We start from the raw sequence: 20,288 nt of genomic DNA, 5'->3' as shown, positions 1-20,288 counted from the left end.
TTGTATCAACAAACAGCTCCTCTAATTTTACTCCAGTTCTCCATCTTTTAAATTTTGCAAAATTCGATTTAAATAGTTCTCTACTTGAACAATTTCTTCTTCCTTAAATCCTGCATAGAAGATTTCTCCTAACGCTCTGCTAACTCTTTCTCCGATTTCTTTTTGAGATTTTCCTAATTCCGTTAAGTTCACATATTTTCTACGTTTATCTTTCGGACAATCTTCCATGCACACTAAACCTTGTTTTTCTAATTGTTTTAACATACTCGTTAATGTGTTATTTGCTAGTCCTGTTCTACAGCTCAATTCTGAACAGGTAATATACCCTTCCGTATCATTCCATAAAACAGACATTATCTTCCCTTGTTCACTTCTAAAAAGTGCATCCGGTTCTTTACTTAATAACTTTTGATAAAGTCTTCCATTCAATAAACGAATATGGTGAATTAAATATCCCCCATTCTTTCTAGCCCCCATGACATTCATCTCCTTTCTTTTTGTTTCTATATAGAACTATATTCCTTTTTGCTCACTTTGTCAATTACTTCTATGTAGAAACTTTATAAAAAAGAAGAGCGTTCGTACTCGAACACTCCTCTTCGATTCATTAATCTACTTTTTTCATTTCTTCAAACATTTCATCATTGACATAACAACCTAGAGCAGGATTTTCAGATGGGTTAATCACTACATCGAAAGCTTTTGTTACTTGAGATAAAGTCTGAATCATTCCACTCCAGCTTTCATCATAAATTTGTCTCAATCTCTTCCAATCTGTATAGAAGACCATTGCTTCTTTTTCATCTTTCCCTGGTAAAATGGCAACATTTAATTTCTCTCCAGATTGTAAATCAATTTGTGCATTTGGATCTGCATTTTCTAATTTAATTGGTGTTAAGAATTTTGCTTTTGGTAATTCTAAGCATAAGAATCGATAGTATAATCCGTGCATAATTTTTTGTTCTTCTGTCTGCGGAAATCCTAATTGTCCTAATAACAAGATCCATCTCATGGCATCAGGATTTGTAACAGGAATATCTTCTTCTGCTACTCCTGTATAATCAGGTGCAGCAATAATTCCTTCTGCTGCAAGAGATGTTTGTTCTGTTACAAGATGGACTCCTGTAGCTCCGTTTTGGTAGAACGTTTCTAAGAAGAAATTCTCAATTCCTTTTCCATCTTCTCCTTTTTGAATACGACGTAATTCAAAAATTTCTGTGTCTGCAAATCGAGACGCTAATCTTTCTTCATACGCTACTGGAGCAATGAAAATCATTGGCGAACTACAAATGAATCCACCTTCTTCTCTTTGTTGTGTTTGAGAGAATAAATAAGGTTCTTCTGTTTTTTTAGAATACACAGTTACTAACTCATCTGCTTGTAGTAATTTATCACGCACAGCAATCATTAATTGTTCAATTTTGCCGACATTTGCAGCATGCTCTTCTGGTGTTTCTTGTGAAGCATTCATATGACAGTATAGTAAAAATACACGTGCAATTTCTGATAAATCTGCTAAGCTTAATGTATCAATATCTCTTTGTGTTAAAACACCTTCTTGACGTCCCACAAAGACATTTCCTAATGTATTGACAAATGTTTTGTAAATTTCTTCCTTATTTGCACCTTCTTCATGTAATACGGTTCCTTTTTTTATCCCTAAAGGCATTGCATCTTCTAACCAAAGAGCCACTGGTTCATTAGTTACTTCAAACACTTTTTCTCGCTGAGCATTTTCCATTGCGTAAATCGCAGAAGTTGTGACAGTTCCATTGTCATCTCCAAGGTTTGTCAACCAAACAAAGTCCCCTACTTTTAATGTTCCTTCAAGATTTCCTGTTACTACTAGGTCTAGTGAGTCATCACTAATTTTATAAACATCCTCTACTCCTAGTTTGAATGCTGGTTTTTCTTGTGCTGTTTCTTCTGTTTCTTGTTTTTTAAATAAATCTTTTAATCCCATTTTCGTTCCTCCGTCGTTAATTCTTTTCTCCAACTAATATCCATAAATGAACCGTTATCGTTTCTAATGGATGATTTTTACTATATTCTTGGTCTTCTTTACTAGCTCCCCAATATAAAGGAGTCATTTGTAATAAGTGTTCATACATTTCTGTTGTCAGTTTTACTTGATACAAAACTTCTTTCATCTTCATAGATGGATATTCTTGTTTAAATCGTTCTACAATATCCTCATTAGAATAGTGTTGTTTTTCTTCGTTACTTTTATATAATTGTTGCCTTAATTCAATTAAATAGTTACTTCCAGGAATAATTTTAATGAATGTTCCTCCTGGTGCTAGTACACGGTTGAACTCCTTATAATTCGATGGAGTTAACATATTAATGAGTGTACCACAGGATTCATCCCTGAAAGGTAGCTGTGCTAAATCTGCCACAATCCACAAAGCTTTTTGAGAGTGATGATGACTAGCAGCCAGAATTCCTTCCTTAGCAATATCCATTCCTACTAAAGGAATATCTTCTAAAAATGACGATAAATAAGCAAGCGGACTTCCTTCTCCACAACCAATATCCACAATCAGTTTATTCTCCTGTTTTGGAATCAGTGACAAAACTTCGTCTAATAGCGGATTGAAGAAACCACTCTGCGCTAATTCATAACGATGCATAAATAACTCTGCATCATAATCCTCATTCGCTTTTTGTTTCATCAAATGGAGCGTTCCTTTTTTATTAATATCAAAACGATGACGATTCGTACAAACCATACTATACCCATCTATTGTTTCAATAGCTGCATAACAGTAGGGACATGCAAATAAATGTTGATGTTTTTGTATAAAGTCTCGACTCCAGTCGATTTTCTTTTGCATCATCCACACTCCTGCTCCATTTATTCTCAATTGTCAGTATACCATAAAATTACTTTTCTGTTTGATTTTCTTTCTCCATCAAAATAACCGATTTTTTATTTTGACATTTTTTCCTGCAATGATACAATAGAATAGAATCGTAATTATCCCGATTTAATTACATGAATGGAGGAAATCATGATGAGTAGTAAAATTCCAGTAACCATTGTCAGCGGATTTTTAGGAGCAGGTAAAACAACGCTCATTAACAAAGTATTAAAAGAAAAACACGGCGAACATATTGCCGTAGTGATTAACGAATTTGGAGAAATTGGTGTTGACCATCAATTCGTATTAGATGTAGAAGAAGAAATTTATCAAATGGATAATGGATGTCTATGTTGTACTCTTCGTACAGATATTGCAGACATGTTAAAATCCATTTTAATGGTCAAAGAACAAAACGGTATTAAAGTGGACCGTGTATTATTTGAAACAACTGGTTTAGCAGATCCTGCACCAATTGCTCAAACATTTATCAATGTACCATTTTTAAATGAACACTTTATCTTAGATGCTGTTTTAACAGTTGTCGATTCAAAAAATTTCTTATATCAAACCACTCATCAAACTGAGCCAGCGAAACAAGTCGGTTTTGCAGACAAAATCTTTATGTCAAAACATAGTTTAGTAGATGACACTATTTATACAAAAGTGATTAACGAAGTTCGTTCTATCAATCCTTTTGCAGAAATTCAAGATTTAGATGCTCGTCCAGCTGAAATGAAAGATATGTTTGGTCTTGAATTATTCTATGCTTCTGAAAAGAAAATTTTAGAAATGCAAGAAAATTCTGAAGAAGAATATTGCGAAGCGTGTGGACACACTCATGCTCACGGCGAACATGATCACCACCATCATCACGATGAAGAACACTGCGAAGAATGCGGTCATGCTCATGAACACGGTGAACACGATCACCACCATCATGACGAAGATCATCACCACGATCATCATGATGAAGATCATCACCACGATCACGACCATGATCATCACCATCATGGACATCATCATCACAAACATCACCACCACAGCGGTATTAATTCATTTGTCATTGAAACAGAGAAACCTCTTGTTTTAGCTCATATTAATGAATGGTTGAATGAATTAGTTTATATTTATGGACCTGAATTATATCGTTATAAAGGAATTTTAAGTGTAGAAGGTTTGGATTATCAAATCATTTTCCAAGGGGTTCAAATGAGTTTTGATATTTCTCGTGGACGTGATTGGAACGATACAGAGCGTAAGTCGACTTTAGTCTTTATTGGTAAAAACTTACCAGAAGATACATTAAGAGAAAGCTTTGTCGCTTGTACAAATAAATAAAGCACGTAAAATAACTACAATAAAACAGAAAAAACATTCCTAGCCGTAGCATGGTCGCCAGCAGCCTCGCAACTGCGAGTCTCATGTGCTACGGTGATGGTTTTTTCTGTTTTATTTAATTCTCCAAAGATTCTTCTCACTTTCTTATCGGAGTCTTCATATAATTTTCAAAATTTTACTCTATACTTTGGTCATTCCCAAATAAGAAATATTATCCTCCCAAGTTAAATATTTCAAAATCCTTTTTTCCACCGACTATTGTGTCGGTGGTTTTTTTAATATTCTTGGAGAATGAGCATCATTTCCTCTTTCAACGAACTTTCCCAAAGGTTTAATGATTCCATCCTAAAATAGATTGTTGCTAAAAAACTTTTATACATCGCTAAACGATAATAACTTTCACGGCTTCCATCTAATTCCTCAAAGTTTTGCTTTTTCATCCACTCACACAACAATTTTTGAGAAAGATTTCCGGACTCTATTCCAAAAAAGATTGCTAATCCTAATCTTTTTTCTTCTTCATCTATAAACGGTTGTTGACTCTTTTGAAAAATATCACTAATGACTTCTAATGCTTCTATTACATATTCTTGAGTACATTTCGGATGAGAAATAATGGTTCCTAATAAATCTGCACCATGAGCAAATGCGTGTACCCATCCTAGTTTCTCATCGTAGCCCGTTCTGTCCTTTTCTCTTTTCAAATAACCAATTCCATTTTGCATCCAAGTGACTCTCTCTGAATTTGTTAAACAAGAGTCATATCCACTTGTTTGATCCCCATCAACTTGTAAAATCATTCCCATAACAAGTGCTGAGAATGAACGATAGGCTGTCGCACCACCGGTCTCTTCTATTCTATACTCTAAAGGATTTGTGACATTCATTTTTTCAATCAGCCAGCGTAATTGTTCTTTTGTTATGAGTTGTTCAAAAATAAATTGTCCAAATAAATTAAAGACTAAGTTATCTCGAATGTCTGGATTAGTATTTCCTATATTCTCCCATAACCATTCTAATTCTTCTTGTGTTAATGCTAGATTATTCCCTTGTTTTATTTTTAACTGAGAAATCATTTCTTGTTCTAACATGATATTCACCTCTCTACTGGGCATATTTTAACACAAAATAAAAAGGCTAAGCATTTCTGCCTAACCTTCTTTCTACGCTTTTTATCGCATACTTTTTGGTTTCGATAACACTTCACTTGCGACAATTGCTTTTTTCCATTGTAAGTGATGTTTCAACACTCGATTTTTCTTTGTATAATTTGTTGCACTTTTAACGGTTTCAACGACTAAATCTCCTTTTGAGCCCATATGTTGAACTTCTTCTTCCTGTAATTGAATGGCTTCCATTTCTTCTACAAAAGCTCGAAGAGATTCTAATAATTCTTCTGATAAATTCGGATTATTTAAGTATAATCGTTTTAATTTTTCAGTATGAATTAAAATGGCACTTCTTCTCATCGTATCAATTTCTTCTGGGGAAATAATGGACACTCTTTGAATGAGTTCCTTATCAAATACGGATAAAGAATAGTCCTCTGGTGAAAATTGTTGAAACACTTGTACCATCTTTAAAAATTGTTGTCTCATTTTCTCTGTATGGGATAATGTCGCTTTAGTTTCTGGCATTTCTTCTACAACAACATCTACTACTTTTTGATTTTTTGGATGATGATGTTTAGACGAAACTGGTTTTTCTTGAAAAGAATGATTGAACCAATCGTGCAGTTGGTCAAATCCATGCTCTTTACTTTTCATTTTTAAATTAATAAAACTAGCAACAGACATAATCACAAGGATCAATATATACAAGAGAAAGAGTACTATATTCATGATTCACTCTCAACAGAAGATTTGCTAATCGCTTCTCTCATATCTGTATCCGATTGAATATTTTTCAATTGATAGTAGTCCATGACTCCAAGTTTTCCATTACGAAGAGCTTCTGCCATTGCTAATGGAATTTGCGATTCAGCTTCTACAACTTTTGCACGCATCCGTTGTACTTCTGCTAACATTTCTTGTTCTTGCGCTACGGCAAGAGAACGGCGTTCTTCAGCTTTAGCTTGTGCAATTTTCTTATCTGCTTCTGCTTGTTCTGCTTGTAATTTTGCTCCAATATTTCTACCGACATCAACATCTGCGATATCAATGGATAGAATTTCATACGCTGTACCTGCATCCAATCCTTTTCTCAAAATAGTTTGGGAAATAGAATCAGGATTTTCTAAAACTAATTTATGGTGAGCTGCTGAACCAACTGTGGTAACAATCCCTTCACCAACACGGGCAATAATCGTTTCTTCACCAGCACCCCCAACTAATCGTTCAATATTGGCACGTACGGTTACTTTTGCTTTTGCTTGAACTTCAATCCCGTCCATCGCAACCCCTGCAATAACCGGAGTTTCAATGACTTTTGGATTAACAGACACTTGAACGGCTTCAAATACATTTCTACCTGCTAAATCAATAGCAGCTGCTTGTTCAAATTCTAAGTCAATATTCGCACGTTGAGCTGCAATTAATGCATCAATTACTACATTGACATTCCCACCTGCTAAATAATGGGCTTCTAATTCATTAATATCGATTTTTAGCCCTGCTTTTGTTGCTTTAATCATTGGACGCACAATATATTGAGGAGCTACTCGACGTAATCTCATCCCCACTAATGTGCCTACTCCAATTTTTACATCAGAAAAATATGCTGTAATCCATAATCCAATTGGTACAAATCTAAAAAATAACATGACAACTGTTAAAATTAGAAATAGTATCACAATGAATCCAATGACTCCTGCTGGATTATTCAATAACCCTTTTTCTAACATGTTACTCCCTCCTAGTTATTATTTGTTCTCCAAAGCTTGTACAACAATTTTACTGCCTTCCACTTTTACAACTTGTATTCTTGTATTTTCTGGAATGACAAATCCCGTACTAACTACATCAACGATTTCACCGTCTAGTTCAGCCTTTCCACTTGGACGTAATACCGTCAATGTTTTCCCTGTTTGATTGAATAAATCGTCATATACTTTTGAGGTTGAATAGCCTTTTGATCTGTTTAAAGAAGAAAGTAAGACTAATCCTTTCTTATGAGAAAAATGATTTCCTCTTTTTACCAATAAAACTAACAAGACTATTGCCAACAATAGTGACATTAAGATTAAAACGACTAAATCCATGACAGCCTGGTTTGCCCAGTACATCCCTCCTATGACTAATACTGTTCCTAACACTCCTAAAGCACCAATTCCTGGAATTAATACTTCAAATCCTAAAAATAGAAACCCAAATATAAATAGGATGATGACGAAAAAATTCCAGTATGGATGAAGGAAACTGTAGGTTGCAAAACTTATTACTGTTATCACACTACCGAGTAGGTTCCATTTGGAGAACAAAGAAATGAAAACACCAATGACAGCTACTAACAGTAATAATAAGTCTACATACAAAAGACCACCCCCATTCGTTGCCATCATTATAGCACTTTCCTTTTTAAATACAACTGAATAATTATTATGAAATGCTTAAATTTAAAGAATGAAAACCATTTCTAAAATTACGACGGATAATCTTCCATTTGAGCAAATTCATTTGCTTGTTGCAGTTGTTTTTCGAACAATTCTATATCAATAAATCTCGCTTGACGAGCAAATTCTCTCTCTCCTACAAAAACAATCACAACCGGAACGGTTAGCACTTGATACTGACTAGCCACTTCAGGATGCTGCGTTACATTAATGACTTCTAATGCTATTCCTTCTTGTTCTGTAACTTCTTCTACTCGTGGCTGTAATGCATGACAAACCCCACAAGTTTCGCTTCCTAAATAGATTACTTTAATATTTTTCATATACTTACCTCCCTTATAGTGTACCATTTTTAGAAAAATTTTCTTGTAAAATGCATTTCTGAATAGAAAATACTTAACAAACCTAGCTTCCATCTGTATAATGAAGAATGTCTTATAGATATTTTTAGAAAGTGAGTGAGAAAATGGGACGTAAATGGGCTAACATCGTAGAAAAGAAAACTAAACTCGATGCTAACAACAGTAAAATTTATGCAAAATTCGGAATTGAGATCTATGTAGCAGCAAAACAAGGTGAACCAGATCCACATTCTAACCAAAAATTAAAATTCGTAATTGACCGTGCGAAAACTTATAATGTACCTCGTCATATTATCGAACGTGCAATTGAAAAAGCTAAAGGTGGCGGCGATGGAGATTACCAAGAATTACGTTATGAAGGATTCGGTCCTAACGGTTCTATGATTATCGTAGACGCACTAACAAATAACGTAAACCGTACTGCTGCAGACGTTCGTGCTGCTTATAGCAAAAACGGAGGAAACATGGGTGCGCCAGGTTCTGTAACTTATTTATTCGACCATACAGCAATCTTCGGTATCGCAAACAAAGATGCAGATGAATTATTAGAACAATTAATGGAAGCAGAAGTAGACGTTCGTGATGTTGTACAAGAAGATGACCAAGCAATCGTTTATGCTGAACCAAACGACTTCAACACTGTTCGTACAGCATTAGAAGGATTAGGAATTTCTGAATTCACAGTATCTGAAATCGAAATGATTCCTCAATCAGAAGTAACGTTAACAGGCGATGACTTACGTTTATTTGAACGTATGATTAACGCTTTAGAAGATAATGAAGACGTTCAAAAAGTTTACCACAATGTAAACTTAGAAGAATAGGCTTTGTTGATTTTTATTGAATATAGAGTGTTCGACAAATCCTGTTGGTGAGAAATTGCCGACAGGATTTTTTATATGCAAAAAAGAGAAATCCAAGTTATGATTAAGTCGTCTGAAACCAATCAAAGGGGATTTCTCTCATGAACTATTGTATAGGGAAATAAAACTCTTTTAGACTTAAAAGTACAACCATTTATCTGTAAAGATTGTCATAAAACTTGAATTACAGATTGCCCTCTTGTTCCTAAAAATAGTAATATTTCTTATGATTTAACGTGCCAAATTATGCTTTACTTAAAAGAGAATTTCTCTATAAAAACAAGCACTAAACTTCTTTCAATCTCTGATAAAACTGTTAAAAGAGTGATAGTAATTAAACATGTAGCATATGGATATCGAGATTTTAAGAATCAAGATTATCAAAGGATATTTCTTTACCCCGCTCATTATAAAGTTAAAAATAGATTTCGTTCTTAGTTATATTTGTGGTGAATTATTAAACAGGGGCAATAGTTAATTTCCCCCACCTTATTCATTTGAAATTTAAAGACTTAATTTGGTATTAAATTTAATTCACCAATAGAATTTATCGAATAATCTATTTTCACACGAAAAACCAAATGACAATCACTACAAAAGACATCATGCAACCACTATACATTAAATCTATACTCGTAATACTTGGGTTTATTCTTTGGATTCTTTCTTTAGAAAACCCTCTAAGTTCCATTGCCATTGCAGTATATTCTGATTGGCGTATCAAGCGAATCATCATTGTTGTTAAAGCTTTAAAGTACACAGTTTTTCCTGAAACTCCTCTAATTCGCAAAGCTAATTTAGATTGTTCATATTCTGTTTGAATAAGTGTTAAAAAGTTAATTGAAACCAAAATACTGAAAGCTATCTCAACTGGTACTCTTAATTGTTTTATAAGACTTGCGATAAACTCATTTTTATCAATTGACGTAGTAAGACTAATCCCGACAAATCCAAGAGCTAAAATTCGGCTACTGAGTTCTAAGGAGGTTAAAAATACTCCATTTTCTACTGAATGCACCAGTATATTTTCATTTGGATGTAAATATACAGATAGAAAATAAATAATCGTAATAACCGACAATCCACATCCTAATTTCACAATTCTTGACCAAGTCTGTCTACGAAATAAGAGGATAATAACAATTACCGAAAGCATCATCGCAATATTTAATTCCCATGATTTAGTAAATAAAATGACAATCGACAGAATAAATGAAATTACTAATTGTACACTTGGATTAATTCTTAGTTTCATTCGTAATTTCCTCCATTGTCTTGGAATGAATCTTCATTACTTTATGGGCATATTGACGAACAAGTCGTTGATCATGACATGTAAAAATACAAGACATTCCCTCTTTACACAATTGCTCTAATGCATTCATTATCAAAATGGCATTCTTCATATCTTGCCCATAAGTAGGCTCATCTACCAAAAGAATAATCTTATTAGGCCCTGTCATCGTAAGAAATGCAAGTCTTCTTTGTTGTCCCTGACTAATCAGCCACGGTGATAAGTCTTTTGTTTTCTCCAAGTAATACTCTCTCAATAAATTTTCAAGAACACTTTCTCTTTCTGTATAAAACGTAACCTTAAGCTCCTCTAGGACTTTTGCACTGACAAACTGAAGAGATGGATCCTGAAAGACGATTCCCAGTGAAGAAAACAGAGATTTTGTCTTCATCTTTGATAAAGAGTGACCACAGATTTCTATTTTACCAGTATAAGAATATTCTTTTAAAAGTGTCTTAAAAAAACTTGTTTTTCCACTCCCACTAGATCCAACTAATGCTATCATCTCACCTTCGTGAAGCTCAAGATTAAGATTTTCAAGAAGTACTTGATTGTTTGATACACAAATAGATACATTTTCTACCTTCAAAAGGACTTTATTTTTTACTGGATTACTCTTCTCTTTTAATGGCAATGTACAAAGTAATCCGTTATTTTCTAAAAGGTGTTTATCTTCTATAGCTAGAGGGAGTTTTATTTCTTTCAAGTCTCCATAATCATCCAAAAGATACCAGCGATCAATCCAGTCCCAATACTCTAATCGGTGATCAATGATACAAATAGCTTTTCCTTCCTCACCCAACAATTTAATTTGTTCCATAAAGTAAGGAATACTCTCTTCATCAATATTTGCAAAAGGTTCATCCATGATATAGAGAGGTGCATCAACAAGATTTGCACACGCAAAAGCCACCTTCTGTAATTCACCACCCGAGAGACTTGAGAATTCTCGATGTAATAAAGCTTTAATCTGAAATTTTTCAGCTTGTTCTTTTACTTTTTGTTTCATCTTTTCAATCGGAAATCGAAAATTTTCTAATACAAAAATCATTTCTTCATAAGGTGTTAACATTGCAAACGAGAGTCTTGCATTTTGAAAGATAGAGCGTACATATTTCGTTCTCTCCAAGTGATTGAACGATAAAAGAGAATGCCCTAAAATTTCTAATCCTTCACATCGAACTTCTGTATCTCCATTTGGATAGACTCCATTAATAACATTCATTAGGCTGCTTTTTCCAACACCACTTCTTCCACAAACCAATACGATTTCTCCTGAACATACTTGAAGATTCAAATTAGAAAATAACTCTTTCTCTTGAATACTTAATGTAGTTTCCTTTAAAGATAAAACAACTTCCGAATTAGCCACGTACTTTGACAACTCCTGATTTCACCATTTGATCGCATACTAACTTACTAACAAAACCTGTAAAGAATAATGCTGATACTAGACGAATCACAAAAATAGCGACTACCAACTTCCAATCTAATGCCAAATAATTGCTGCGGAATCCTGTCCAAAGGAGTGTGAAAATGGTCGTAATGACCGCCCCTAGCATTGTTGTTCCATAAGTAATATCACTATATTTCTTTGTCATGAAGGCAATTTCTACTCCTAAACCTTGGATAAATGCACTAACCACAACGATAATCCCAAACATATTTCCAAGTAATACTTCAATAACGGCTGCAATAATTTCTGTAATAATACCAACTCCTGGTTTACGTATTAAATAGAGCGTGAATACAGGTGCCATAAACCAAATTCCATAAAATGGCTCATATCCTAGTATCCCAAGTCCCATCGGTGCTAAAACTGCTGAAAGAGCTCCTCCTGCGTAAACTGCCAATAAGTAAAATACTCCAAACAATACACAAATAAAGCTAATCAATAAGTAATCCTTTAATTCTAATTTCTTTTTATTCATCAATTTCTCCTCCTGGTACATTACATAGTAACGTCACTTGTATCACAAAATGACTGACTTCTTTATTTAAAATATTAAAAACTTCTTCTAAATATCCAAAAACCTCATGAACGTCTCCGCCTAGAAAAGTGACGTAATGTCCTGTTCCAGTAATCGTTCCCTTATCAATTCCAAGATTGACAATTTTCTCAATGGATTTCATATAGTTATCCGATCCCAATGGGTACACTGCGAACTTCCCAATAACTGGAAAATGAATACCCTGACTCTGTTTTTCATTTATACGACTTCCCTCAAATTGTAAAGGCGTATCCTCATCAACATCCCCCGGACACCCTTTAGAAATAGTAGCTTCTAAAGAGCAATGAACTCCTGGATTAAAACTATATACAAAACAAGCTTTCAAAGCATCAAAGACCTCTACACTTCCTCCACGATAGATCGTAGACGTATGATCTGTCTTTGCCCAGACATTAGACAAATCAACTTTTCTAATTGCACCAAGAATAATATCAATAAAATTATCTGACATTGGTGCTAAATTAAAACGAGTACCAGTAATTGCCAGATGCGAACCTGGAATTCCAACACGACAATTACCGTACGACACATATTGAGACATAAAAAACCCCTCCCAGACCTAAAAATCCTGAAAGGGGTAAACATATATAAGTGTATATAGGCATACTGCAATAATAGATATAGCAGTACGCTCGACATTGTAAGATACTCTCTACGCAACTATAATGTTGATCAGATAATATTGGTCTGTTTATAACACTCTCAGCCCCCCTAACGAGACTCCCAAGATCTTAATTATTTAATTACAGGGATTATAATAGCATTATCTCTTCATAAAAGCAATGTATTGAGCTTAGCATTCAAGAACGCCATATTCAAAGAACTTTACAAAAATGAAAATCTACTTCAAAATTCAACCAAAAATAAGGCTTCTGTAAAATATCAAACTCCGAATTTTGTTAGGATATACATCTTTTATAAACCCCTTACAAAATTTAATTATACATCAATTTTTTCTGAAATATAAGTCTGTTTTTTCCTGAAATAATATTTTAGAATATGGATAAGATAAGGAAAACTAGACGCCTAATGTGAGTGGAGGTAAGTCAAAATGAGTAAGTTTTTAGTTGGTAATTATTTGTTTTACGGTACTATTTTCGGCGTAGGAACAGTACTACTTATATATTACTTCTTACCTGACTTTTTCTTATTATTTGTTCATCTATCGACTATTTGTTTTTATCTAGCATTACTGTATGCTTTTCTTAAATTCGTATACAAAAAAATCAAACATAAATCTTAAAAATGAATAATTGAAGCTACCTTAAAAAGTTGTACTTTTTAAGGTAGCTTCATCTTTTTTATTTTTCCAATTTTGATAATTTATGATTCAATCGTAATGCGTTGAGCACAACTGATACTGAACTGAAACTCATCGCAGCTCCTGCTATCATTGGACTTAATAATGGGCCTCCAAAGAAGTGTAAAACTCCCATCGCTACTGGAATTCCAATCACGTTATATATGAATGCCCAGAATAAGTTTTCTTTAATCGTCATCATTGTCATTTTACTTAATTGAATGGTTTTAGCTACTAATCTTAAATCATCTTGCATCATGACCATATCGGCAGTTTCAATCGCAACATCTACTCCAGATCCAATCGCAATTCCGACTGTTGCTTTGGCAAGTGCAGGCGCATCATTAATGCCATCTCCAACCATAGCTACTTGATAGCCTTCGTCTAATAATTGTTGGACAACACTTGCTTTTTCATTTGGTAATACTTGGCTATATACCGTCTCAATTCCAACTTCATTCGCAATCGCTTTGGCTGTTTTTTCATGATCTCCTGTTACCATTCGAACTTGAAGTCCTAAGGCTTTCATTTGTTGGATGGCTTCTTTACTAGTTGCTTTAATCGTATCCGCAACTACAATAATTCCGGCTACTTGTTTTTGAATGGCTACAAACATTGCTGTTTGCCCTTTAGAAGCGACTCCATCAATCACAGCATTAAATTCATCTACCGCAATCCCTTGATTTTGTAATAATAAATGATTTCCTAATAGCACTTCTTTTCCATCTACGATCCCTTGAATTCCCATACCAGAAATAGATTGGAATTGTTCAATTGGTAAAACGTCAAATTCTTGTTTTTCAGCTTCTTCCACGATGGCTTTTCCTAATGGATGTTCCGAATGTTTTTCGATTGATGCTGCTATTTTTAGAACTTCTTCTGTTGAATAATCATTAAATACTTGAATATCAACCACTTTAGGTTTACCATTTGTAATCGTTCCTGTTTTATCTAGTAATACAACTCCTACATGTCCAGCTTCTTCTAAAGCGGCACTACTTTTAATTAAAATTCCTCTTTTAGCACCGAAACCTGTTCCTACCATAATGGCAGTTGGAGTTGCTAATCCTAATGCACATGGACAAGCAATGACTAATACAGAAATCATCACGGTTACGACAAATTCAAAAGATTCTCCACCAATCAATCCCCAATATAGACCTGCTAAGAGAGATAATCCCATCACGATTGGAACAAAAATTCCGGCTACACGGTCTGCAATAGCAGCGATTGGTGCTTTAGATCCTTGCGCTTCTTCTACTAAACGAATAATTTGAGATAATGTTGTATCTTTCCCAACTTGGGTTACTTCAACTTGGAATGAACCGGTTGTATTCAGCGTAGCTCCAACTACTTTGCTTCCTTCTTTTTTGAAGACTGGTACACTTTCGCCGGTAATCATGGATTCATCAACAAAGCTTTCTCCAGAAAGAATAACCCCATCCACAGGAATTTTTTCACCTGGTCGTACGAAGACTACTTCTCCAATTTGTAATTCCTCTACTGGAACTTCTACTTCTTTTCCATCACGAATGACTGTCGCTACTTTTGGAGATAAAGCGACTAATGATTGAATCGCTTGAGAAGTTCTTCCTTTTGTTAAAGTTTCAAAATATTTTCCTAAGGTAATAAAAGCTAAAATGACTGCTGCTGATTCTACATAGAGATGCATTACATAATGATACTCTCCTGCAAAAATACGAATCGTACTCCATACACTATATAAAATCGCAGCACTTGTTCCCAATGCAACTAATGAATCCATATTCGGATGTTTTCTAATCAATGCCTTAAATCCATTCACAAAATAACTACGACCCACCCATAAAATAGGAGTTACTAAAATCAATTGCGTTACAGAAAATACAATTGGATGTTCCATCGGCTGTAAGATTTGTGGAAGAGGAAGTCCAATCATTTCACCCATCGCAATATAAAGTAATACAATGGCAAACACACCTGATATCCATGCTCTTACTTTAAGTGATTGTAATTGTTTTTCTTTTTTCATCGCTGTTTTTTCTAACACATCTTCTTCATCATTTATCAATATAGCCTGATATCCAGCTAGAGAAACAGTTTCCATAATTTTTTGTACATCTGCTTCCTTTGGATTAAATTGCACCATCATTTTTTCAGTCGCTAAATTCACATTGGCTTCTTTTACGCCTGGAAGATCTCGGACAACTTTTTCAACCGTACTGACACAACCCGCACATTGTAATCCTTCTAATGCAAATTCTTCTTTCTTCATTACTAACAACTCCTCCTTACTATTATGCTAATTCAGCTTGATATCCTGCTTTGGATACAGCTTCTATAATTTTTTGTTCTTCTACTTTATCTTGTTGAAATTCTACAGTCAGCTTTTTAGCTTCGAAATCAACACTTGCTTTTTCAACACCTGAAACAGCACTTACCGCATTTGCAACAGCTTTCGCACAACCTGAACATTTTAATCCTTCTACTTTAAATTCTTTTATCATTTTAAAAACCGCCTTTCTTAAATTTACATTTGTAAACTTCATAAATTTATTATACCTCTTATTTTAAAAAAGTCAACACAAAAAAAAGGAAGACTAAAAAGTCTTCCCTAGAAATGTTATTCTGCTAATTCAGGGCGAACATTAATTACTCGACCTTCTTTTTTCCATTGACGGAATTCTGCCGCTGCTGTGAATAAAACATCTGTTGATGAATTTAAGGCAGTTTCACAAGAATCTTGTAATACCCCAATAATAAATCCAACCCCAACAACTTGCATCGCAATATCATTTGAAATTCCGAATAAACTACATGCAACAGGAATTAATAATAATGATCCACCTGTTACCCCAGAAGCACCACATGCTGCTACTGTTGATAATACACTTAGCACTAACGCTGTTAAGAAGTCTACTTGAATTCCTAATGTATTAACGGCTGCTAATGATAATACTGTAATTGTAATTGCTGCACCCGCCATATTAATGGTTGCCCCTAAAGGAATCGATACTGAGTAGCTATCTTCATCTAATCCTAAATCTCTACATAATTCCATATTTACTGGAATATTTGCTGCTGAACTACGAGTGAAGAATGCTGTAATTCCACTATCTTTTAAGCAACGGAATACTAATGGGAATGGATTTTCCTTAATCATTACAAATACAATAATTGGATTAATGACTAATGCTACAAAGAACATACTTCCAAGTAATACCATAATTAAACTACCATAAGTTGCAAATACCCCTACTCCATTTTCTGAAACAGTTGTATAAACTAAGCCCATAATCCCAAACGGTGCAAAGCTAATCACTAGTTTAACAACATGACTTGTTGCATCTGCAATTTGTTGTAAAAATGATTTTGTTGCTTCATCTGCTTTACGGAATGCAAAACCAAATACAACTGCCCATGATAAAATACCAATATAGTTCCCGCTCATTAAAGCATTTACCGGATTATCTACTAATTTTAAAATTAAGGTTTGTAATACAGAAGCAATTCCTTCTGGTGCTGCAATTTCTGATACAGTGTCCGTTAATGTTAATGTAATTGGAAATACAAAACTAGCAATAACCCCCACTAATGCTGCAGCAAAAGTCCCAAATAAATATAAAATCACAATTGATTTCATATTTGTTTCATGTCCTTCTTTATGTTGTGCTAATGCACTTAATACAATAAAGAATACTAATAATGGTGCGATTGCTTTTAACGCACTTACAAATACTGTTCCGATTGTTCCGATTGCTACTGCTTGAGGAACAAAAATTCCTAATAAAATACCGATAATCATACCGATGACGATTCTATTAATCAAACTTAATTGATTCCAAAAATTTAATACTTGTTTCATCTCTTTGCCCCTATTCTCTTATTATAGCGACAATCATACACAAACAAGTCCTATTCTGTCAATAAAAATCCACGAAACAGATACATTTGTACTCGTTTCAAAAACACTTCTTTTTCACTGCTTATGAGAGGAAGAAAACTCCACCATCCCTCTATTTACAAAATGATTTCTTCATCTAATAAAGATTTCAATCCTTCAGGAAGATGATGAGTGACCCAAAGAATGGTTAGATTTTCCTCTTGTAATAAAGATTGCATCATTTCTGTTCCCGTTTGAACATCTAAATTCGCTGTCACTTCATCTAATAATAACACTTGCGGATTTCGAACTAACGCTCTTGCTAGAGAAATGCGTTGTAATTGTCCTCCTGACAATGTTGAGGAAGTATCTCCAATCATTGTATCTAAACCTTGCGGTAGTTGTTCCACGATGGATTTCAACAATACCTTATCTAATACATCCCAAATTTTCTCATCCGATATTTCTTCTTGGAACACAATATTCTCACGAATACTTCCTTGGAAAATATGAGGATTTTGTTCGACATAAGTAACGGAATCGTACAATTTTGAATAGGGAATCGTATTTAGTTCTTTTTGATATAAAGTTACATTTCCCTGATATCCTTCGATTTTTCCACCTAAAATATTGAGCAGAGTGGATTTCCCTGTTCCACTTTCTCCCATAATGACATATTTATAATTTTTGAATAATGTTTTACTAAAAGGTTTCAACACAATAGCATCCCCATAAGCAAACTGAAGATTTTCTATCTTGTATAATACTTCTGCATCATCAAGTGTTTCTACTGCATTCTCCTCTGCCCGTGCTGAAGGCGTTAATGTATGAATTTTTTCAAACAATGGTTTGGCACTAGTGACCATTGCTAATTCTTGGCTCATATTTCCAACGGCATTAAAAATGGTTCCTGCTAAACTTGTCGTTGCCAAAATAGCTCCTACAGTGACCATCCCTTTTGTCACTAAATATCCCGTAAATAAAAAGATGGAAATTTGACTAAGAACATTGCCAAAGCCACCTAGAACTGCTACTTTCGCAAAAGATTTACTATAATTTCTTCGAGTAAAGCCTAATTGTTCAGAAGCTTGATGAATTTTTTCTTTAAAATATTTCCATTGTTGAAACACAAAAATCGTATCGTACGCTAATAATACATCAGAAATGATTTGGTTAAATCGCTCATTTTCTTTTGTTTTATGCACGGTCTTCTTAGATAGTTCTTTAGCATAAACTTTTGGCAACAGGAGTAAAATACCAATTTCAACAATCACAACAACGACTAAACTCCAATGAATACTCCATAACCCAATTGTTGAAAATACAATTCCTAAAATTCCCCGTAGCAAAGAAAAACTTGGATTGACTGCCATTTCTTGAATTTGATCCATGTCACTTGTAAACCAAGCAATATAATCATGATTCTTCTTTTGATGAAAATGCGCATAAGACGTATTGGAAATAGCTTCACTCACTTCATCTCTCCAAAGCGTTGCAATTTTTTGCTTCACAAAGGAGCAATAACGAAGATCCATATACGTTACTACTAGAAAAACAGCATATACCGCTACTAGTAATAAGGCTCCCATTCCGAATTGATGAAAATCTAAATCCACTAAAAAATTTAATAAATCTGCATGAATAAAGCTTGTCCATAACTCTAACCCTTCCAAGCTACAAAAAATAATGAATATAGTTATTATCTGTAATGTTAACTTTCGAATCATGTCATACTCCCCTTTAAAAAAACCAATGTTTACTTACAGTATACTTTCCCCATAAATACTTTGAAAAAAATCATCCTATAGTTGGATTTATTCTATTTCATGTAAAACATAATCTAAATATTCCTGATATTGAGAAGCCTTTTTCACTTCCTTTAAATTTTTAAAAATATCAATCATCTTCAAACACTCTTGTTCCCCTTTTTCTACATAACCTTGATAAATATGAAGAATCCCTTGCAAATAGTAAAAACGAATTTTCTCATAATAAAATTCTTCATCTTCTAATAACTCTTTTAAATACTCTTCTACTTGGCTAGCTTCAGATGCATTGGATTCAATATCTTCTAAAAAAATATTTAACAAAATACGACATAACATTCGTTTATGCATCGTATCCTGTTTTCCTAAACGAGCTTTTCTAAAGATAGAATCTATATATAAATGTGTTTCTTTAGTGGATAAACAAAAAACAATATTCCCAAATAACTCCCATTCATAATCTCCCCACTCTTCTACTTCAAACAAATAGGATTGAATCACTCTTTTTTGTTTCACATCAAGATTTTTACCTTGTAAATACTGTATATGAGCTTCCACCAAAATTTGATTATGAAGATGTCGTCTATTTCTATCACTTTGAAATAATTGTTTCTCTTCTACCTTTAAATTTTCTAATAAATAAACGTCTTTTTGACTTTTAAAAGTGTCTAATTTTTGTAGGAATTCCTTTTGAGAATATTTTGAAGTCACTAATTGTTCGAATTCCTCTAAGGAAACATTTAATCGTTCTAACAAATTCATAAAAATTTCACTCGTTATTTTACTTTCTCCTCTTTCAAATTTCGATAAAAAGTTTTTACTTAATATACCTTCAGCCAACTCTTTTTGTGTTAAATGTTTTTCTTGCCTAATTTTTTTAATAAATTCTCCATGTCCCATAACTTCTTCCTCCAAGTCATCCTATAAGATTACTTTTCACCCAAATTTTTATTTTTATTATACTCTTATTGAAAAAGGAGTAAAGATTATGTCAGAAAAAATCATTGAAAATTTATCAAAAAATCCAAAACCACGCCCAAACTTATCAGAAATTATCCAATCTCTAAAATAAAA

General features: G+C 33.8%; 17 protein-coding genes, 1 pseudogene and 1 riboswitch. Of the genes and pseudogenes, 2 read left to right on the top strand and 16 right to left on the bottom strand.

The features are described from left to right. Window positions 1-27: 27 nt before the first annotated feature. The 3 genes from RYL55_RS00205 to RYL55_RS00195 all read right to left on the bottom strand — a co-directional run bounded on the left by RYL55_RS00205 (window position 28) and on the right by RYL55_RS00195 (window position 2,840). Entirely contained in the window at window positions 28-477 is a 450-nt protein-coding gene (locus tag RYL55_RS00205; RefSeq protein WP_314852479.1) for a MarR family transcriptional regulator, read from the bottom strand. 130 nt (window positions 478-607) lie between these two features. Then, window positions 608-1,963 (bottom strand): hypothetical protein, encoded by a 1,356-nt coding sequence (locus tag RYL55_RS00200; protein WP_315006211.1) that lies wholly within the window; start codon window positions 1,961-1,963, stop codon window positions 608-610. 16 nt (window positions 1,964-1,979) lie between these two features. Continuing rightward, the gene (locus tag RYL55_RS00195; protein ID WP_315006208.1) at window positions 1,980-2,840 is read right to left on the bottom strand and encodes a methyltransferase domain-containing protein; all 861 of its coding nucleotides are present in this window, start codon (window positions 2,838-2,840) and stop codon (window positions 1,980-1,982) included. Window positions 2,841-3,014: 174 nt separating this feature from the next. Between RYL55_RS00195 and RYL55_RS00190 the strand changes: the two genes are divergently transcribed. Continuing rightward, window positions 3,015-4,205, top strand: coding sequence for a GTP-binding protein (locus RYL55_RS00190; RefSeq protein WP_315006206.1), 1,191 nt, complete (start codon window positions 3,015-3,017; stop codon window positions 4,203-4,205). 275 nt (window positions 4,206-4,480) lie between these two features. Here RYL55_RS00190 and RYL55_RS00185 read toward each other — a convergent pair whose 3' ends face one another. The 5 genes from RYL55_RS00185 to RYL55_RS00165 all read right to left on the bottom strand — a co-directional run bounded on the left by RYL55_RS00185 (window position 4,481) and on the right by RYL55_RS00165 (window position 8,078). Further along, a complete protein-coding gene (locus RYL55_RS00185) occupies window positions 4,481-5,296 on the bottom strand; it encodes a DUF2785 domain-containing protein (RefSeq protein ID WP_315006204.1) in 816 nt (271 codons plus the stop codon). Window positions 5,297-5,377: 81 nt separating this feature from the next. Continuing rightward, complete coding sequence (locus RYL55_RS00180; protein ID WP_315006202.1) at window positions 5,378-6,046, bottom strand: hypothetical protein; 669 nt, start codon at window positions 6,044-6,046, stop codon at window positions 5,378-5,380. Continuing rightward, complete coding sequence (gene floA, locus RYL55_RS00175; protein ID WP_315006200.1) at window positions 6,043-7,047, bottom strand: flotillin-like protein FloA; 1,005 nt, start codon at window positions 7,045-7,047, stop codon at window positions 6,043-6,045. The genes RYL55_RS00180 and floA overlap by 4 nt, the downstream gene beginning before the upstream one ends. An 18-nt stretch (window positions 7,048-7,065) precedes the next feature. After that, the gene (locus RYL55_RS00170) at window positions 7,066-7,701 is read right to left on the bottom strand and encodes an NfeD family protein (protein ID WP_315006198.1); all 636 of its coding nucleotides are present in this window, start codon (window positions 7,699-7,701) and stop codon (window positions 7,066-7,068) included. An 83-nt stretch (window positions 7,702-7,784) separates the two neighbouring features. Next, complete coding sequence (locus RYL55_RS00165) at window positions 7,785-8,078, bottom strand: thioredoxin family protein (protein ID WP_315006196.1); 294 nt, start codon at window positions 8,076-8,078, stop codon at window positions 7,785-7,787. Window positions 8,079-8,221: 143 nt separating this feature from the next. Here RYL55_RS00165 and RYL55_RS00160 point away from each other — a divergent pair, with 143 nt between their 5' ends. Then, a complete protein-coding gene (locus tag RYL55_RS00160; protein ID WP_315006194.1) occupies window positions 8,222-8,941 on the top strand; it encodes a YebC/PmpR family DNA-binding transcriptional regulator in 720 nt (239 codons plus the stop codon). Window positions 8,942-9,545: 604 nt separating this feature from the next. Here RYL55_RS00160 and RYL55_RS00155 read toward each other — a convergent pair. The 8 genes and pseudogenes from RYL55_RS00155 to RYL55_RS00115 all read right to left on the bottom strand — a co-directional run bounded on the left by RYL55_RS00155 (window position 9,546) and on the right by RYL55_RS00115 (window position 20,114). Then, the gene (locus RYL55_RS00155) at window positions 9,546-10,235 is read right to left on the bottom strand and encodes an energy-coupling factor transporter transmembrane component T (protein ID WP_315006192.1); all 690 of its coding nucleotides are present in this window, start codon (window positions 10,233-10,235) and stop codon (window positions 9,546-9,548) included. Next, complete coding sequence (locus tag RYL55_RS00150; RefSeq protein ID WP_315006190.1) at window positions 10,219-11,646, bottom strand: ATP-binding cassette domain-containing protein; 1,428 nt, start codon at window positions 11,644-11,646, stop codon at window positions 10,219-10,221. The genes RYL55_RS00155 and RYL55_RS00150 overlap by 17 nt, the downstream gene beginning before the upstream one ends. Then, the gene (locus RYL55_RS00145) at window positions 11,639-12,205 is read right to left on the bottom strand and encodes an ECF transporter S component (protein WP_315006188.1); all 567 of its coding nucleotides are present in this window, start codon (window positions 12,203-12,205) and stop codon (window positions 11,639-11,641) included. Before RYL55_RS00145 ends, RYL55_RS00150 begins: the two co-directional genes overlap by 8 nt. Then, the gene (locus tag RYL55_RS00140) at window positions 12,198-12,827 is read right to left on the bottom strand and encodes a YkoF family thiamine/hydroxymethylpyrimidine-binding protein (protein ID WP_315006186.1); all 630 of its coding nucleotides are present in this window, start codon (window positions 12,825-12,827) and stop codon (window positions 12,198-12,200) included. Before RYL55_RS00140 ends, RYL55_RS00145 begins: the two co-directional genes overlap by 8 nt. A 90-nt stretch (window positions 12,828-12,917) precedes the next feature. Further along, a riboswitch (TPP riboswitch) is annotated at window positions 12,918-13,023 on the bottom strand. A gap of 564 nt (window positions 13,024-13,587) precedes the next feature. Then, window positions 13,588-16,072, bottom strand: a pseudogene (locus tag RYL55_RS00135) (heavy metal translocating P-type ATPase). A 116-nt stretch (window positions 16,073-16,188) separates the two neighbouring features. Further along, window positions 16,189-17,430, bottom strand: coding sequence for a serine/threonine transporter SstT (gene sstT / locus RYL55_RS00125; RefSeq protein WP_315006180.1), 1,242 nt, complete (start codon window positions 17,428-17,430; stop codon window positions 16,189-16,191). 155 nt (window positions 17,431-17,585) lie between these two features. After that, window positions 17,586-19,175: an ABC transporter ATP-binding protein gene (locus tag RYL55_RS00120; RefSeq protein ID WP_315006178.1), complete on the bottom strand. Its 1,590-nt coding sequence runs from the start codon at window positions 19,173-19,175 to the stop codon at window positions 17,586-17,588. Window positions 19,176-19,262: 87 nt separating this feature from the next. Beyond that, window positions 19,263-20,114 (bottom strand): helix-turn-helix domain-containing protein, encoded by an 852-nt coding sequence (locus RYL55_RS00115; RefSeq protein WP_315006176.1) that lies wholly within the window; start codon window positions 20,112-20,114, stop codon window positions 19,263-19,265. Between the last annotated feature and the right edge of the window lie 174 nt (window positions 20,115-20,288).

The sequence above is a fragment of the uncultured Granulicatella sp. genome (assembly GCF_963515615.1).
Taxonomy (GTDB): Bacteria; Bacillota; Bacilli; order Lactobacillales; family Aerococcaceae; genus Granulicatella.
The sequence above is the reverse complement of the archived record's forward strand: the minus strand, read 5'-3'. Positions and strand labels throughout refer to the sequence as shown.

What these genes read in the sequence shown, in the direction of transcription:
- RYL55_RS00120 (WP_315006178.1), bottom strand. Translation starts at nt 19,175, where the DNA reads ATGATTCGAAAGTTAACATTACAGATAATAACTATATTCATTATTTTT.
- RYL55_RS00160 (WP_315006194.1), top strand. Translation starts at nt 8,222, where the DNA reads ATGGGACGTAAATGGGCTAACATCGTAGAAAAGAAAACTAAACTCGAT.
- RYL55_RS00205 (WP_314852479.1), bottom strand. Translation starts at nt 477, where the DNA reads ATGGGGGCTAGAAAGAATGGGGGATATTTAATTCACCATATTCGTTTA.
- floA (WP_315006200.1), bottom strand. Translation starts at nt 7,047, where the DNA reads ATGTTAGAAAAAGGGTTATTGAATAATCCAGCAGGAGTCATTGGATTC.
- RYL55_RS00195 (WP_315006208.1), bottom strand. Translation starts at nt 2,840, where the DNA reads ATGATGCAAAAGAAAATCGACTGGAGTCGAGACTTTATACAAAAACAT.
- RYL55_RS00190 (WP_315006206.1), top strand. Translation starts at nt 3,015, where the DNA reads ATGATGAGTAGTAAAATTCCAGTAACCATTGTCAGCGGATTTTTAGGA.
- RYL55_RS00170 (WP_315006198.1), bottom strand. Translation starts at nt 7,701, where the DNA reads ATGGCAACGAATGGGGGTGGTCTTTTGTATGTAGACTTATTATTACTG.
- RYL55_RS00185 (WP_315006204.1), bottom strand. Translation starts at nt 5,296, where the DNA reads ATGTTAGAACAAGAAATGATTTCTCAGTTAAAAATAAAACAAGGGAAT.
- RYL55_RS00165 (WP_315006196.1), bottom strand. Translation starts at nt 8,078, where the DNA reads ATGAAAAATATTAAAGTAATCTATTTAGGAAGCGAAACTTGTGGGGTT.
- sstT (WP_315006180.1), bottom strand. Translation starts at nt 17,430, where the DNA reads ATGAAACAAGTATTAAATTTTTGGAATCAATTAAGTTTGATTAATAGA.
- RYL55_RS00140 (WP_315006186.1), bottom strand. Translation starts at nt 12,827, where the DNA reads ATGTCTCAATATGTGTCGTACGGTAATTGTCGTGTTGGAATTCCAGGT.
- RYL55_RS00180 (WP_315006202.1), bottom strand. Translation starts at nt 6,046, where the DNA reads ATGAATATAGTACTCTTTCTCTTGTATATATTGATCCTTGTGATTATG.
- RYL55_RS00200 (WP_315006211.1), bottom strand. Translation starts at nt 1,963, where the DNA reads ATGGGATTAAAAGATTTATTTAAAAAACAAGAAACAGAAGAAACAGCA.
- RYL55_RS00115 (WP_315006176.1), bottom strand. Translation starts at nt 20,114, where the DNA reads ATGGGACATGGAGAATTTATTAAAAAAATTAGGCAAGAAAAACATTTA.
- RYL55_RS00155 (WP_315006192.1), bottom strand. Translation starts at nt 10,235, where the DNA reads ATGAAACTAAGAATTAATCCAAGTGTACAATTAGTAATTTCATTTATT.
- RYL55_RS00145 (WP_315006188.1), bottom strand. Translation starts at nt 12,205, where the DNA reads ATGAATAAAAAGAAATTAGAATTAAAGGATTACTTATTGATTAGCTTT.